The sequence below is a fragment of the uncultured Psychroserpens sp. genome (genome assembly GCF_947492715.1).
Lineage (GTDB): Bacteria > Bacteroidota > Bacteroidia > Flavobacteriales > Flavobacteriaceae > Psychroserpens.
The window spans coordinates 84,594-100,013 of the sequence record NZ_CANLNS010000003.1; the positions used below are offsets into that span (position 1 = coordinate 84,594).

The following is a 15,420-nucleotide window of genomic DNA, read 5'->3' on the forward strand; positions in this document are numbered from 1 at the left end:
TACAGAATTTGTATTAGTAAAGAAACTAATACTTTATACAAACATTTTTAGCTTCGGTAAAGAAACGAAGTGCTTCAAAACCTCCTTCACGCCCTACGCCAGATGCTTTTACACCACCAAAAGGCGTACGTAAATCACGCATCATCCAAGTATTAACCCAGACAATACCTGCTTGCAATTGGTTGCTCATTCGCATGGTACGTTTTAAATCGTTAGTCCAAAGTGTTGCAGATAAACCATATTTCACTTTGTTGGCCATTTGTAAAACTTCATCTTCAGTTTGAAACGGCATAATAGTAACCACAGGACCAAATATTTCTTCTTGATTTACTCTGCATTCATCGTTTGGCACCTCAATAACAGTAGGTTCTAAATAGTATCCATTATCAGAGCCTTCAACATGAACTTCATTTCCACCACATAGTACAATGCCATTTTCATCCTGAGCAATTTGGATGTAATCTTTCACTTTTTCTAAATGTGGTTTGGATACTAAAGCACCAATATTTGTATTGGCATGCGATGGATGTCCTACTTTAAGCTGTTTTACTTTAGAAACGAAATCACTTTTGAATTGATCATAAATCGATGCTTCTACAAAAATTCTACTTCCGCAGAGACAAATTTGACCTTGATTGGCGAATGAAGAACGAACAGTTGTGTTAATCATATCTTCATAATCACAATCTGCAAAGATGATATTTGGGTTTTTACCTCCAAGTTCGAGCGATAATTTTTTAAACATTGGTGCGGCCACTTTAGCAATGTGCGCTCCTGTAGCAGTTCCTCCAGTAAATGAAATGGCCTTAATATCTGGGTGTTCTATAATCGCCTGACCAGTAGAGCCTCCAAGACCATGAACAATATTTAGCACACCCTTAGGTAAACCAGCTTCGTTACATATTTCACCAAGAAGATAAGCTGTCATAGGTGTCACTTCACTAGGTTTGGCTACAACGCAATTTCCAGTAGCTAATGCAGGTGCAATCTTCCAAGTAAATAGGTATAGTGGGAGATTCCAAGGTGAAATACAACCTACAACACCAATAGGCTGGCGAAGCGTATAATTGATAGCTTGTTGCCCAACACTTTCATGGCTTTCACTAGCAAATTGTGTTATAGCATTTCCGAAGAATCTAAAATTGCTAGCTGCTCTTGGTATGTCAACAGCTTTGGCCAAAGAAATAGGTTTTCCATTGTCTTTACTTTCGGCTTGAGCAAAACGATCTAAATTGAGTTCTAGCAACTCTGAAATTTTAATAAGAATTCGGCTGCGCTCCTCTAAAGTGGTTTGCGACCAATTAGGAAAAGCAGATTTTGCGGCAATATATGCGTTCTCTACATCGTCTTTTGATGAATTTGGGATTTGCCCATAAATTTCTCCATTTGATGGATTATAGTTGTCAATCCATTCATTGGCAACAGGTGCCATAAATTTTCCGTTGATGTAGTTTTGAATGTCCATTTTTTATTTTCTCTTCAAAAAATTATGTGTTCAATATCGTTAAAATTTTGATGAAAAATTAATTTTGAACGTCTTCTTTTAGGCCTGAGGTTAATTTTGTGAAGGCCTCTTTAGATTTTGTAAACCATTTGATTAAGTGATTCGTAAACAGTATGTGTTATTTTATCGTTGCGATAAATTCTGCCAGATTTTTATGAATAAGCTAATCGTTCTGAACTATAGGATGATTTATTTAATCCATTGACTAATTACAAGTTTCGTTATCCATTTGTCATTCTTCTTCTCAAAAAGAATATGCTCTCCTGTAATCCCGTGGCTAGTTTCTATATAAGCAAGATTTAATTTGTTGTTGAATACGGGTGAGCTCAAATACAGAATACCATTTTCTTTCAATAAATTTTCAATTGTTTCAATAGAATCTTTTGAAACAAAATACTCTGTGTCTAAATCGGTGTTTTCAAAATGGTAGTCTACTAGGTTGGTCCAATTCACAGTTTTAAAGCCATAATCTATAAGGTCTTCTGTAACTATTTTATTATTTAATTGATGTTTAATAAATGACGTGTCTTCTGTTCTTAAATGAAAGGATAGATATTCGACTTCATTTAAAAATTTCAACGTCGTATCTATTTTTGTTGGATCATCTTTTTTTTCAATATTTGATATAAAAATATATGGGTCTTTATACCATTTCGGTTTTACTTGCGACGTATCTTCTAAGACTTCTTTTAAGAAATCTAGTTTAAAATTATTTGAGACAATGGGTTTTCTGTATTCGTCAAAATCTAACTGATCTCGATGTGTATTATTACATGAATAAAGTAGTAATAGTATTATAATATATGTGTAAATTTTACTCAAAGAAAGGTCTATTGTTTTTTATAAGCCATAACTTTAATTTCAACCACCAAGTCGGGGTGTGGTAATTGATGCACTGCCACTGTAGTACGTGTAGGACCTGTAGCTTTATCAAAAAACTCTGCATAGGCTTTATTGTAACCTGCAAAATCATTCATATTAACTAGAAAAGACGTGACATCTACAACGTCCTTAAGAGAAGCTCCAACCTTTGCTAAATTATCCTCAATATTTTTTAATACCTCGCGCGTTTGGGTTTCAATATTGAGACGTTTGGTTCCCATCTCATCAATAATATCAACACCTGCAATAGAGTTGTCTGGTCTTCGAGAACTCGTTCCTGACACGAAAATAAAATCACCAACTTGTTTTACATGTGGATAAGCGCCTCTTGGGGTTACTATATTTTTACTCATAATTCTAATGTAATCCAGCGACTTTGTCGTCTTGTAAAATCGCTAGGGTTTCTTTTTTTACTTTTTCTAGTAGATCTTTTGGGCTGTCATTTGGAGAAATGGTACCATCATCTAACATATTCAAAATGGCCTTATCTTGGGCTCGGCCTCTAGTCATAGCTTCATGATAGCCAATATTTTCGTTAAATGTCACCAAAGAATATTTAGAAAAATAATCGTTTGGAAACTGTTGTTCCAAAGTCATTTCTATTTTTCGTTTTTCTTTAAATAATGGGTTAGCAACATGGTCGCGCATTTCATAATAATTCTCTTCGGCTAATTCGCCAATGGCATCGGCATCGGCCTTTCGTGCTTTTTGATACGATATAAATATGGTTTCCCAGTCATTTTCGTAGGTTTCTATAAAACCATCTAAAACCGTAACATCCTCGAAGGATGCGTTCATTCCTTGTCCGTAAAAAGGAACTACAGCATGTGCCGCATCACCCATTAAGAGCGTTTTTCCCTTATAATACCAAGGCGAGCATTTCACAGTACCGAGAGCTCCAGTAGGATTATTAGCAAATTCTTCAGCGATATTTGGAATTAAACGCAGGGCATCAGGGAATTGCTGTAAGAAGAAATCGTTAATTTTTTCATCTGAAGATAAATCTTTAAAATTATGTTCACCTTCTTCATGACTTAAAAAGAGCGTTACGGTGAAGCTACCGTCTAAATTAGCCAAGGCGATTAACATGTAATCTCCACGAGGCCAAATATGTAAATAATCTTTGCTAATTTGATGTTTCCCGTCTTTTGAGGCCGGGATTTCTAGTTCTTTATATCCGTGGGTAAGAAACTGTTGGGAATAACTAAATAGAAATTTTCGTTCTAAATAATAACTTTTTCGTAATTCAGAGCCTGCGCCATCAGTTCCAAAAATAACATCGGCTTCAACATTGAATCCTTTTTTGGTGACATGATTTATAAAAAACGCGGTATTCGTATCTAAATCAACCCTTGTACATTCCATGTTAAAGTGAATTGTTAGGTTGTCATAAGCATCGGCTTCAGTCAATAATAGACCATTTAAGTCACCACGAGAAATAGAATTAATATGTTCTCCTTTTCGACCCGAATAATTTGAAGGAAAGGTGTTCCCCTCTTTATCGTGCATTAGTCTGCCTATCATCGGAATACATATGTCTCTGGCCTTGTCTTCCACGCCAGCTAATCTCAAGGCCTTAAAGCCTCTGTCTGAAAGTGCTAGGTTAATTGATCGTCCAGCTGAAATGTCTGTAGTACGCAAATCTGGTCTACTTTCATATACAGTGACATTATATCCACGTTGAGCAAGTCTTAAAGCGAGAAGACTTCCACAAAGTCCTGCGCCTATAATAAGTATATTTTGTTGTTTCATTTTAATTCAAAATAGTTTTCAAACGTTCTACAAACTCATAAATATCCATGAACGAATTATATAGTGGTACAGGAGCACATCTAATCACATCTGGTTCTCTCCAATCTGTGATAATACCAGCTTCAGTGAGTTTATTATGTAAACTTTTATCAGCATTTAAAACCTGTATTGATAGTTGGCAACCACGTTCATTTGGATGGCTTGGCGTTATGATTTTTATATCTGAATTATTAAGTTCAAGCAATAAAAACTCGAAATAACCAGTTAATTGTTTTGATTTTTCACAAAGCTTGTCAAAGTTGGCTTCGGCAAAAACATCTAATGAAGCTCTAATAGCTGCCATAGAAAGTATAGGAGGGTTGCTAAGTTGCCAGCCTTCTGCGCCTGGTAATTGATCAAACTCATCGCGCATTCTAAAACGCGTTTGCTTGTTGTGCGACCACCAACCTGTAAATCGATTTAGATCTTTTCTATAAGCATGACGTTCATGAACAAAAGCACCAGATAAACTTCCAGGACCAGAGTTTAAATACTTATAGCTACACCACACCGCAAAATCAGCACCAGAATCATGAAGATTGAGTTTAACATTTCCTGCACCATGTGCACAATCAAAACCTACTATACAACCATAAGAGTGACCGAGATCTGTAATACGTTTAAGGTCAAAAAACTGACCTGTATAGTAGTTCACACCTCCAATCATAATAAGCGCGATGTCGTCACCTTGATTTTTTAAGATAGTTTCTAAGTCTTCATAATTGGCTAGTTCTTCGCCTTCACGAGCTTTCCATAGAATGAGACCCTCTTCATGGTCATAACCATGGTGACGCAATTGCGATTCTACTGCATATTTGTCACTTGGAAAAGCATCTGCTTCAATTAATATCTTGTAACGTTTAGAGGTAGGTTTATAAAAACTTACCATCATAAAATGAAGATTAGCCGTTAAGGAATTCATTACCACAACTTCTAAAGGTTTTGCACCAACTATGTTTGCCATGGTTTTGGTTAAGAATTCGTGGTAGTGTAACCAAGGGTTCTTGCCTTCTGTATGTCCTTCTACGCCAAGATTTGCCCAGTCTTCTAATTCTTGATTGATATAGTCTTTTGTGATTTTAGGTTGTAATCCCAAAGAATTTCCGGTCATATAAACAAGTTCATTTCCGTTATGATCTTTTGGTAGGTGGAACTTATTTCTAAATGATGATAGTTGGTCATTCTGGTCTTGTTGTTTAGCAAATTCAAGACCTAATTGATAATTAGACAAGATGTTTAGTTTTATGTTGTCTAACAAAAATAAGGATTATATATCAAGAAATAAAGCGATGAAAGCGGCATTTTCTGTATGGAAAAGAAATACTTTTTTTAGTATCTTTAAAGAAAGTATAATGATATGGGAAAGACAAAAGAGTATAGTAATGAAGAGGTTACGATAGTATGGAAACCAGAGGCTTGTATCCATTCGGCCATATGTGTAAAGGGGTTAGGTGAGGTCTTTAAACCTAAAGAACGTCCTTGGATAAAAATGGATGCAGCATCTACAGAAGCGTTGATTAAACAGGTTAAGGCTTGTCCATCAGGTGCCTTGGGGTATTACATGAACGATGAGGAGAACGAAGAAGCAGAAACTTTAGAAACCAAGGTAGAGGTGCTGGAAGATGGGCCTCTTTTAGTTTATGGTACCTTAAAGGTAACTCGTAAAGATGGAAGCCAAGAAACGAAAAATAGAACTACTGCTTTTTGCAGATGTGGAGCCTCAAACAACAAACCATATTGCGACGGAGCGCATGTAAAAGATGGTTTTAAAGGATAAGTAAAAAGCGCTTCGTCTAAACTTAGATGAAGCGCTTTGAATATATATGGACGCTAACGCGGAATATTATACTTTATATACGTCCTTAAGTCGTAAGTTAGATGTCTTCTTTACAAGATTTTTCAAACTTTAATATTTTTTTAAGATTTGCTATGTTATTGCACATTTACGTTTGAAAAGTAAAGGTTGAAATTTCCATCTGTCATTTTATGATCTTTCGCAATTTTGAGACCATTAAAATCTTGGTAGTTTTCAAAAGTAGTTGCCATTGATGGTTCTTTGCGATTTCCCTCTCTAAACACCCATTCTCTAATTATAAAATCATCATCATAAAAAATATCATAAGCATCACCAGGCGTATAACCACCTTCATTTCCATAAGTGAGTACAATTTTATGTAACTCTTTTTTTGATATAGGAGCAAGGTCCTTTACAGGATTTGAAATGGTTGTGCCTTTATCCCAAATTAATTGAAAAGGGACTAATAACCAATATTTGTCGTTAATGAATTTTTGGTCTAGTTCAATAGTTGTAGAATCTATCTTATTTCGATTAAAAACTACAATAGAATCGCCGCCTGTTGAAAAAGCGACTTGATTTTTTTTAGGTTCCCAGATCCATTTTCTTTCAAAATGATTCTCGCCTCTGTCCACATTGAAAGTGAAATCGATACGTCCAATAGCGTTCCAATGGTCATAGCCATGAGCTTTAGCTATTTTTTCGGCTATTGTTAATTCTTGTTTTACTTCGGAAATAGTCTCGGTTTGATTGCTTTGTTCTTTAGTTTCAGTTTTGCAAGATGCTAAAATTGAACAAAGACACAATAAGGTAAGGAGTTGCTTCATTTGTTTTTTTGTAAAGGTATGGAATCTTTATATTTCAGAAGTTTTATTACTTTAGAGCCACAAATTTTAAAAATTATGAGCGAAGATCATTTTGAAGTAAATAAGGCAACTTGGAACGAAAAGGTAAAAATACATTCTAAAAGTGAGATGTATGATCTAGATGCTTTTAAAAAAGGAAAATCCTCATTAATGTCTTATGAATTAAATGCTTTAGGAGATGTTAGCGGACAATCATTATTGCATTTGCAATGTCACTTTGGTCAAGATACTTTAAGTTGGAGCAGACTTGGGGCTAAGTGTGTTGGTGTAGATTTGAGTGATGAAGGCATTACCTTGGCTAAGTCTTTAAATAAAGAGCTTGGATTAGATGCGCAATTTGAATGTTGTAATGTTTTGGATACTTCAAAGCATATCGAAGATACTTTTGATATTGTGTATACCTCTTATGGCGTTATAGGTTGGTTACCAGACTTAAAACCTTGGGGAAAAATGATTGGAGAACGACTAAAAAAAGGAGGAACATTCTACATGGTAGAGTTTCATCCTATTGTTTGGATGTTTGATTATTTAGATGGTAAATCGGTAATGCGCTATGGTTATATGCAAGACGAAGCTATTTATGAAGAATATGAAGGTACTTATGCCGACCAAAACTCAAAAATGATAAGCAAAGAATATGGTTGGAATCATGGGTTTAGTGAAATTGTAAATGCGCTTATAGAAGGTGGTTTAAAAATTGACTATTTAAATGAACATGACGAAAGCCCTTATAATGTATTGCCAGACCTAGTAAAAACTAAATCTGGCAATTATGAAACCAAGGATAAACTATACCCTCTTATATTTGAAATAAAGGCAACAAAGCTTTAATTTTTAACAATAAGCTTTGATCCTAAAGATAGTTCGTTGGTGTAAAACGTTGCTAGGTAAGATCCTGTTCTTAAATTAGAAATATCTATGGATGATTGGTCATTATTGATTTCTATTGTTTTAACACGTTGACCAAGAATACTATATACTTTAATTTCTGTAATTTGAATATTAGATTCGAAATTTAATAATCCTTTGGTTGGATTAGGGTATAACTTTACAGTTATTAAGTTTTCATCAGAAACACTTAAGGCGTCATCTGTTATTTCAATACTTCTAGATGTACTATAAAATCTATTTGGTGAACTCATTGCAGATGTTGGTCCAACCGAATACGTTACCGTGTAATTTCCAACCGTTGAAGCCGATACATCAATGATACCAGTATCTTGATCAATAACTAATCCTGCTGGAGTACTAATGTAAATTCCTCCTGCAACACCATTTGTTAATGCTGGTGTGGGATCAGAATCGGTAACGTCATAAGTTATAGCATCATAGTTGAACTCAGAAAAATTATCATAATGAATGCTCAGATATTCTAAAACTACGTTGGCATAGTCTATGGCAAATGGTTCTAATGTATTAGGTCTAGAGTCATAAGGAGCTCCTAAATCTCTTACACGTCTGTTGACTTCAGTCATAATGCCATCTATGCTACCACCACCACCTGTACTAACTGGACCTCCTGTTCCATCACCAGAGCCATGTCTTCGGTTATTATAAAAATTTCCGTCGAAATAGGAGTTGCTATGAGGCATTGTGTCGTCACAACTTGTATTTCCGTAATCTGAGTTGCTTGGTACAGCTCTATAACCAGAAGACACTCCACAGCCAGGATAACTTGTTGCTGATCCTGATGGATCTATAGAGTTATAAAAAGTACCTGGAGCTTCTTGAAATAATTGTCCAAGACTATGTTCTCCTCTAACCAAGTCATTGTGTGATAGACTATTTAAATTAGACGTAACAAGGTTTTTAATTGTTGATTTGTCAATGATTGATGCATCATTGAGGTCGCTCGAATTGAGTTCTGTTGCCGTAATGTTGTATCCAATTTCTATTCTCGGAACTGTATGACTTTGACCATGTAAATCAATGTATAGACCTTTTCCCCAATTCGCTTCTACACTAGCACTAGCATCATTAATAAAGTATTGAAAGTCACTCCAATAAGATGCGGCATGACTATTTCCACACGACGCTTCACTAGGCATACGATTTGGGTCCATTTTAGATCTATGCAAGTTATTGATGATAATATGAGCATAACCTCCAGTTTGGGCATAAATCTCATCTTGAATACGACGAATTAGTACATCGGTATTGTCATCTCTTTCATTTGTTCCACAAGTTCTATCTGGTAAGTTTGGGTCATTATCGGGATAAAATACACCACCAATAGTTTGTCCAGATTGAAGAACACCACCATGAGGTGCAGATATAATGATAGGTAAATTTCCAGGAATATATTCTATGTATTGATTTGGATTAGAGTACATAGGTACTCCTGGAGTTTGTGCATAAGCTACACTAGTAAGCATAGCAAAACAGAGTAGGTACGTAATTTTTTTCATCATAAGTGTATTTTAGATTTGGGCAATCTTTAATTACTGAATCGCTAAAATACACTTTTTATCGATAAACAACCAAATTTTATCGATGAAATGCACTAACATTAGTGTTTTTCCTTCAAAACATCTGGCATTTTGGCCTTAAATCTATTCAATCTAGGAATTGATACATTTCTAATATAACCTTGATTAGGGTGTAATCTTTCATAGTTTTGGTGATAGTCCTCCCCAACCCAAAATTTCTGAAAAGGATAAACTTCCGCTGCGATAGTTTTTCCTAACTTTTTGGCAAGCGCAGCTTTCTTCTCTTCTATAATTTTCTTTTGAGCGTCATTTTGATAGAAGATAATAGATCGATACTGAGACCCTTTGTCTGGCCCTTGACCATTAACTTGTGTTGGATCTTGCGATGCAAAATACACATCTACTAAAGTTTCAAAACTTACCACTTTAGGATCGTAAATAACTTCAACAGCTTCAGCATGACCAGTTCTTCCGGTGTTACTAAGTTGGTATGTTGGGTTTTTTGTGTAGCCGCCAGAGTAACCGTTAATAGCTTCGTCTACACCTTTTACACTTTCATAAACCGCTTCAACACACCAAAAGCATCCGCTGGCAAAATAGGCTTTAGCTTTACCTTCTTTTAGAGGAACTTCAATAGGTTTGGCATCAATTACGGCTTGTTGTTTCTCGTTGACCTGAGCACTATGTTGGCAACTAAATAGTAGCGCGATAGCTAATGTTGTGAATAATCTTTTCATAATGTTTTACTTTCTTTTGCAATCAGTCGATTAAAGATAAGAAACCTTAATATGAAGCTTGTAAAAGTTTTATTAAAATGAAAATCGGTTTGTTATATATGAAACCTATCTATGGGTTACATAAGGTAAGAACTAAACATAAAAAGACCTCAATCAATTGATTGAGGTCTTTTTTTATTTTGAACTATTATTTGGATTAAAGTTTAGAAAACATTTTCTCCATTTTTTCTTTTTCTTCTTGTGCGAGTTGTGCATCAACTAATATTCTACCACTGTGCTCATCTGTAATAACCTTTTTACGAGAAGCTATTTCAACTTGAATTTGAGGTGGAATTGTAAAGAAAGATCCTCCAGAAGCACCTCTTTCAATTGGTACTACAGCTAATCCATTTTTTACATTGTTTCTAATACGTAGATAAGCATTAACAAGACGCTCGTCTAATTTTTTCTGAAAATCTTCAGATTTTTTAATTAGAGCTTCTTCTTCTTTTTGTGTTTCAGCTAAAATTGCGTCTAGCTCACCACGTTTATGCTTTAAATGTGTTTTACGATCTTTAAGACGATCTTTTGTCTCATCAATCACTTCTTTTTTCTGTTCTATTTGAACTTTAAATTCTTTAATGTGCTTTTCAGCTAACTGAATTTCTAATTCTTGAAACTCAACCTCTTTCGTTAAAGAATTGTATTCTCTGTTATTTCTAACATTCTTTTGTTGCTCTGTGTACTTTTTGATAAGCGCTTTGGCTTCTTCAATTAAGTTCTTTTTTGATTTAATTTGGTCGTCAATTAAATCAAGATTAGTTGCCAACTTTTCAAGTCTCGTATTTAAACCTTCAACTTCATCTTCTAAATCTTGAACCTCAAGAGGTAATTCACCTCTAACGTTTCTTATTTCATCTACTCTAGAGTCGATTAATTGTAAATCATAGAGTGCTCTTAATCTATCTTCAACAGATGCTTCAGCTTTTTTTGCCATAATTATAAATACTTTACCGGATTTGTATTCGTCGTTGATAAAACGACTGCAAAATTAGTAATTTTTTTTGAGAGATAGTCTACTAAAAAGTTTTTTGTGAACTGTTCGCTTTCATAATGTCCAATATCGGCTACAATTATGTTGCCATCTGCAGAGAAGAAATCATGATATTTTAGATCTGCCGTAATTAAAATGTCGGCTCCAACCCGCTTTGCTGCTGAAATAGCGAAACTTCCAGAACCACCTAATACCGCTACTTTTTTAATCGTGCTTGTTGTAATTTCTGAATGTCTAATACATGAGACATTCATTTTTTCTTTTACAAATTCTAAAAAAGATGCTGTTGATTGCCCTTCTTTAAGTTCTCCAACCATACCCATACCAATATTTTGATCATAATTGTCGAGTGTGGCCACTTCAAAAGCGACTTCTTCGTATGGATGATGTTCAAACAAAGTGTTTAATAGTTTAGATTCTATATGTTTATTAAAGGTCACAGAGATTTGGACTTCTTGTTCTTCGTGCAATTCTCCTTTTTTACCTAATGTTGGATTAGATGCTTCATTACCTCTATAGGTTCCAATTCCTTCGCTATTAAAACTACAGTTATCGTAGTTGCCAATATTTCCAGCACCAGCACTAAAAAGTTTATGCCTTAGGGCATTGGCATTTCCGAAGGGAACATAAGTGGTTAATTTTTTTATCGTTCCTTTCTGCGGAATTAGTATGGACTTATTTTCTAAATTAAGTGTGTCACAAATAATGTCGTTAACTCCTTTAAGCGCATTGTCTAAGGCTGTATGAATAGCATAAATAGCAATATCATGTTTAATGGCTTTTAAAACAGTACGCTCTACATAATTTTTTCCTGTAAGTGATTTTAAGCCTTTAAAAATAATGGGATGAAAACTTACAATAAGATTACAATTGTTTCTAATAGCTTCGTCAACAACTGTCTCGAGAGTGTCTAAGGTTACTAGAACTCCGGATACTTTGGCATTTTTGTCGCCAACAAGAAGACCTACATTATCAAAATCCTCTGCATATGCCAAAGGAGCCAAATCTTCTAGATAATTCATAACATCTTGAACAATCATATTATTTACGGTGTTAAGTTTAAAAACAAATATAAAATATTAACTTCGTTCTAATGAAGCTACTCAGAAAAATACTTTTTCCATTTGTTCCGGTTTATTATGTGATAACTTGGTTACGAAACAAGTTTTATGATTTGGGGTGGATGGCTTCAAAGTCTTACGATTTACCAATTATTTGCGTTGGAAACCTAAGCACAGGTGGAACAGGTAAAACACCAACAATAGAATATTTAATTAGATTGTTAAACGACCACTATAATGTGGCTACTTTAAGTCGTGGATACAAGCGAGATACATCAGGTTTTATAATTGCAGACAAGCAAGCATCAGCGCGCACTATTGGTGATGAACCTTTTCAATTTTATAAAAAGTTTGATACTATTGTTGTTAGCGTTGATGAGAATAGGCAGCGTGGTATTTCGCAACTCATACATCTAAAACAACCCGATGTTATTTTGTTGGATGATGCCTTTCAGCATAGAAAGGTGAAGCCAGGCTATACTATTTTGCTAACGGCTTATGATAACTTGTATTATAATGATATGATGTTGCCAACTGGTGATTTGAGGGAACCTATAACTGGGGCTAAACGTGCAGATAATATCGTGGTAACTAAATGTCCTGAGTCGTTAGCGCTTTCTGAAAAAAATCAAATTCTAAAAAAAATAAATCCGCTAGCACATCAAAAGGTGTATTTTAGTTGGATTTCATATGATGAAACGATATGGAATAATGATGGGTGTTATGAATTTACCCGTTTAAAAGGAAAGAAAGTATCCTTGGTTACTGGAATTGCAAACCCTGAGCCATTGGTTCGTTATTTAAACTCTAAACATATAGATTTTGAACATTTAAATTACAGTGATCATCATGTGTTTAGTGCCTCTGAAATTGAAGTCTTGAAACAAAAGGAGGTTATTTTAACAACCGAAAAAGATTTTATGCGATTACAGGATAGTTTTGAAGCTAAATCGACGCAGCTTTATTATTTGCCAATCACTTTTAAAATAGACAATAGCGATGAGTTTAACGCTCAATTGTTATCGTACATAAAGTCTGTTTAAAAAGAGGAGGCTGTATTTTGATTAGATGCAAGTACTTCGTAGAGTTTCTTTTCAAAATCTTCTTGCTTAAATGGTTTTGATATAATGTCATCAAAGCCAGCTTCGTCAAATTCATGCATTTTATCTTCTAGTGTTACAGCTGTAAGTGCAAAGATGGTTAACTCTTTATCAAAGGTTCTGATAATTTTTGTGGCTTCTAAGCCGCTAATTCCTGGCATGTGGATATCCATTAAGACAACATTGTAGTTGTTCTCTTTGACTTTCTCTACAGCGGCTTCTCCATTGTCTACGATATCACATTCAAGATTCATCTTGTTAAGGATTTTCTTGGTGATCATTTGGTTAATCTTATTGTCCTCGACGATTAAGATTTTAATGTTGCTAATGTCCAATTTGCTAATGTTTTTAGAATAATCTTCTTTTTCGATTTTAACAGTTTCTGGAGCGTAGGTTAATGGAATTTCGAAGAAGAATGTTGTTCCTTTTCCGAGTTCACTTTTTAGGTAGATTTTTCCTTTTAATATTTCAATAAGACCTTTTACAATAGATAAACCAAGACCTGTTCCGCCATATTTTCTATTGATTTGTATTGAGCCTTGGGAGAAGCTCTCAAACATATTGTCTTGTTTTTCCTTAGAAATACCAATACCATTATCTTCAATTTCAAATCTTAAAGTATAGTCATTTCCTTTATTAGAAATACTATATACTCTCACCCAAATATCACCATCTTTGGTAAATTTGATAGAATTACCAATAAGATTGATAAGGATCTGAGAAATTTTAAGATTATCACCAATAAAGGTTTCTGGTAAATCTTTTTGGTAATCATAATGCATGATTACATTATTGTCTAATGCCGAATTGTTGAGCGCAGAACAGACATTCTCAACCTTAGTTTTAAGGTTAAATAATACTGGGTCTAACTCAACTTTATTGGCCTCGATTTTATTAATTTGAAGAATATCATTAATAAATGTCAATAGATAGTCTCCTGAAAATTTTAAAGATTTTAAATGCGGTATTTGTTTTTCACTAGGTTCTTCTTCTAATAACATGTTGGTCAAACCTGTAACGGCATAAAGAGGTGTTCTTAACTCGTGGGTTACTGTAGATAAGAAATTAGCTTTTGTTTTTGATGCCAATTCTGCTCTTTTCATGGCTTCGATGAGGTCATCATTTTTCTCTTGAAGCATGTTATTAGACTTTAATCTAATGTTGTTGTTTTTATAAAGCGATAGCGTTAACAATGATAAGATTGTGATAAGTGCTATACTTAATATAGTGGTGATTTTTGCTAGGTTGCTATCAGACTCTTGATCTTCAACTTGCTTTTTTAACTTTTTAAACTCTTCAGCGTTATAGGCGTTTATGTGTTCTGCTCTTTTTTCTGGAGATAGATTTGCACGTTCTATACTTAGTATCGAATCTGTAAACTGCACATGCTTTTGAAGGTAGTGATGGGCTTGTTCGAAGTTATTATCATTTTTATAAATGGCACTTAAAGTCAAATAACCTTCATTTATGTTATCAACCAATTCACCATCTTTTGCAATTTGAAGACCTTCATTTGCTAGCGCAATACCTTGTTTATTATTTCCTAATTTATCTAATGTCTTGCCACTATAAATTAGTGCATTGGCTAAAATGTCATTTTGATTATTTTTTTTAGCGGAAACAATGGTGTTTTCTAATAACGATTTTGCGGTTTTATAATCTTTTAAATTAAAATGAATTTTCGCTTGCGTTAATGTGATTTCAGGGATTTCACTTTCTAAATCTGCTTCTTCAAAAAGTGTTTTGGCAGATTTTAAATATCCTAGAGCGTCTTTATATTCTTCCTTTATAGCATGAAGCGTACCTTTGACACTGTAGGTTGTGGCAAGGTTTTGTGAATCGTTTAGTTGTCTTTGAATATCTGTTGCCTTAATTAAAGAGGCAAGAGCCTTATCATATTCTTTAATCGCAATTTGGAGTTCACCAATTTTGGTATGGATAATACCTTGACTTTTTTTATCGTCTATACTAATCGCTAGCTCTAAAGCCTTTTCTAAATTATCCATAGCACTAAAATAATCACCACGCTCACTATCAAATCCAGATAATGTAATGGTGTTTTCAATGCGTAATTTGAGCACCTCACTATCCTCATCGCTATTGGTTTGAGCAAATAGAGTGCACGAAAAACTTATTAAAAAAGTAACTATGTAATACTTAACTTGGGACATATTTGGCCACTTTCATTTGGACAAATATAAATATTTATTCGATAAAAGACA

14 protein-coding genes are annotated in these 15,420 nt (G+C 34.3%); 3 read left to right on the forward strand and 11 right to left on the reverse strand.

From position 1 onward, the window contains the following. Positions 1 to 25: 25 nt before the first annotated feature. The 5 genes from Q0787_RS09730 to kynU all read right to left on the reverse strand — a co-directional run bounded on the left by Q0787_RS09730 (position 26) and on the right by kynU (position 5,408). Positions 26 to 1,465, reverse strand: a complete 1,440-nt coding sequence (locus Q0787_RS09730) for an aldehyde dehydrogenase (RefSeq protein WP_298902347.1) — start codon at positions 1,463 to 1,465, stop codon at positions 26 to 28. A 228-nt stretch (positions 1,466 to 1,693) separates the two neighbouring features. Continuing rightward, a complete protein-coding gene (locus Q0787_RS09735) occupies positions 1,694 to 2,326 on the reverse strand; it encodes a hypothetical protein (protein ID WP_298902350.1) in 633 nt (210 codons plus the stop codon). Between the two features lie 8 nt (positions 2,327 to 2,334). Then, complete coding sequence (locus tag Q0787_RS09740) at positions 2,335 to 2,739, reverse strand: RidA family protein (protein WP_298902352.1); 405 nt, start codon at positions 2,737 to 2,739, stop codon at positions 2,335 to 2,337. Between the two features lie 4 nt (positions 2,740 to 2,743). Beyond that, entirely contained in the window at positions 2,744 to 4,138 is a 1,395-nt protein-coding gene (locus Q0787_RS09745) for an NAD(P)/FAD-dependent oxidoreductase (protein ID WP_298902353.1), read from the reverse strand. Position 4,139: 1 nt separating this feature from the next. Then, the gene (gene kynU, locus Q0787_RS09750; RefSeq protein ID WP_298902355.1) at positions 4,140 to 5,408 is read right to left on the reverse strand and encodes a kynureninase; all 1,269 of its coding nucleotides are present in this window, start codon (positions 5,406 to 5,408) and stop codon (positions 4,140 to 4,142) included. 126 nt (positions 5,409 to 5,534) lie between these two features. Between kynU and Q0787_RS09755 the strand changes: the two genes are divergently transcribed. Continuing rightward, the gene (locus Q0787_RS09755) at positions 5,535 to 5,954 is read left to right on the forward strand and encodes a (4Fe-4S)-binding protein (protein ID WP_298902356.1); all 420 of its coding nucleotides are present in this window, start codon (positions 5,535 to 5,537) and stop codon (positions 5,952 to 5,954) included. 155 nt (positions 5,955 to 6,109) lie between these two features. Here the strand turns inward: Q0787_RS09755 and Q0787_RS09760 are convergent, their stop codons facing one another. Then, complete coding sequence (locus tag Q0787_RS09760) at positions 6,110 to 6,799, reverse strand: hypothetical protein (protein WP_298902357.1); 690 nt, start codon at positions 6,797 to 6,799, stop codon at positions 6,110 to 6,112. Positions 6,800 to 6,874: 75 nt separating this feature from the next. Here Q0787_RS09760 and Q0787_RS09765 point away from each other — a divergent pair, with 75 nt between their 5' ends. Beyond that, positions 6,875 to 7,669, forward strand: a complete 795-nt coding sequence (locus Q0787_RS09765) for a class I SAM-dependent methyltransferase (RefSeq protein ID WP_298902358.1) — start codon at positions 6,875 to 6,877, stop codon at positions 7,667 to 7,669. On the opposite strand, the gene Q0787_RS09770 is transcribed toward Q0787_RS09765, so the two are convergent. The 4 genes from Q0787_RS09770 to Q0787_RS09785 all read right to left on the reverse strand — a co-directional run bounded on the left by Q0787_RS09770 (position 7,666) and on the right by Q0787_RS09785 (position 12,077). Beyond that, a complete protein-coding gene (locus Q0787_RS09770; protein WP_298902359.1) occupies positions 7,666 to 9,249 on the reverse strand; it encodes a T9SS type A sorting domain-containing protein in 1,584 nt (527 codons plus the stop codon). The genes Q0787_RS09765 and Q0787_RS09770 overlap by 4 nt on opposite strands. A 98-nt stretch (positions 9,250 to 9,347) precedes the next feature. Then, positions 9,348 to 10,004, reverse strand: coding sequence for a peptide-methionine (S)-S-oxide reductase MsrA (msrA, locus tag Q0787_RS09775; RefSeq protein WP_298902362.1), 657 nt, complete (start codon positions 10,002 to 10,004; stop codon positions 9,348 to 9,350). Between the two features lie 196 nt (positions 10,005 to 10,200). Next, on the reverse strand, positions 10,201 to 10,980 hold the full coding sequence (locus Q0787_RS09780; protein WP_298902364.1) for a C4-type zinc ribbon domain-containing protein: 780 nt from the start codon (positions 10,978 to 10,980) through the stop codon (positions 10,201 to 10,203). Positions 10,981 to 10,982: 2 nt separating this feature from the next. Further along, positions 10,983 to 12,077, reverse strand: coding sequence for a Nif3-like dinuclear metal center hexameric protein (locus tag Q0787_RS09785; RefSeq protein WP_298902365.1), 1,095 nt, complete (start codon positions 12,075 to 12,077; stop codon positions 10,983 to 10,985). A 53-nt stretch (positions 12,078 to 12,130) separates the two neighbouring features. On the opposite strand from Q0787_RS09785, the gene lpxK reads away from it, so the two are divergent. After that, positions 12,131 to 13,141, forward strand: a complete 1,011-nt coding sequence (lpxK, locus tag Q0787_RS09790; RefSeq protein ID WP_298902366.1) for a tetraacyldisaccharide 4'-kinase — start codon at positions 12,131 to 12,133, stop codon at positions 13,139 to 13,141. On the opposite strand, the gene Q0787_RS09795 is transcribed toward lpxK, so the two are convergent. Next, positions 13,138 to 15,369, reverse strand: coding sequence for an ATP-binding protein (locus tag Q0787_RS09795; RefSeq protein ID WP_298902367.1), 2,232 nt, complete (start codon positions 15,367 to 15,369; stop codon positions 13,138 to 13,140). The two genes, lpxK and Q0787_RS09795, sit on opposite strands and share 4 nt — an antisense overlap. Positions 15,370 to 15,420 lie beyond the last annotated feature (51 nt).

Excerpts from the sequence above, each read along its gene's own strand:
- Q0787_RS09795 (WP_298902367.1), bottom strand. The coding sequence starts at position 15,369 with ATGTCCCAAGTTAAGTATTACATAGTTACTTTTTTAATAAGTTTTTCG.
- Q0787_RS09740 (WP_298902352.1), bottom strand. The coding sequence starts at position 2,739 with ATGAGTAAAAATATAGTAACCCCAAGAGGCGCTTATCCACATGTAAAA.
- Q0787_RS09755 (WP_298902356.1), top strand. The coding sequence starts at position 5,535 with ATGGGAAAGACAAAAGAGTATAGTAATGAAGAGGTTACGATAGTATGG.
- Q0787_RS09745 (WP_298902353.1), bottom strand. The coding sequence starts at position 4,138 with ATGAAACAACAAAATATACTTATTATAGGCGCAGGACTTTGTGGAAGT.
- Q0787_RS09765 (WP_298902358.1), top strand. The coding sequence starts at position 6,875 with ATGAGCGAAGATCATTTTGAAGTAAATAAGGCAACTTGGAACGAAAAG.
- lpxK (WP_298902366.1), top strand. The coding sequence starts at position 12,131 with ATGAAGCTACTCAGAAAAATACTTTTTCCATTTGTTCCGGTTTATTAT.
- Q0787_RS09730 (WP_298902347.1), bottom strand. The coding sequence starts at position 1,465 with ATGGACATTCAAAACTACATCAACGGAAAATTTATGGCACCTGTTGCC.
- Q0787_RS09760 (WP_298902357.1), bottom strand. The coding sequence starts at position 6,799 with ATGAAGCAACTCCTTACCTTATTGTGTCTTTGTTCAATTTTAGCATCT.
- Q0787_RS09770 (WP_298902359.1), bottom strand. The coding sequence starts at position 9,249 with ATGATGAAAAAAATTACGTACCTACTCTGTTTTGCTATGCTTACTAGT.
- msrA (WP_298902362.1), bottom strand. The coding sequence starts at position 10,004 with ATGAAAAGATTATTCACAACATTAGCTATCGCGCTACTATTTAGTTGC.
- Q0787_RS09780 (WP_298902364.1), bottom strand. The coding sequence starts at position 10,980 with ATGGCAAAAAAAGCTGAAGCATCTGTTGAAGATAGATTAAGAGCACTC.
- Q0787_RS09785 (WP_298902365.1), bottom strand. The coding sequence starts at position 12,077 with ATGATTGTTCAAGATGTTATGAATTATCTAGAAGATTTGGCTCCTTTG.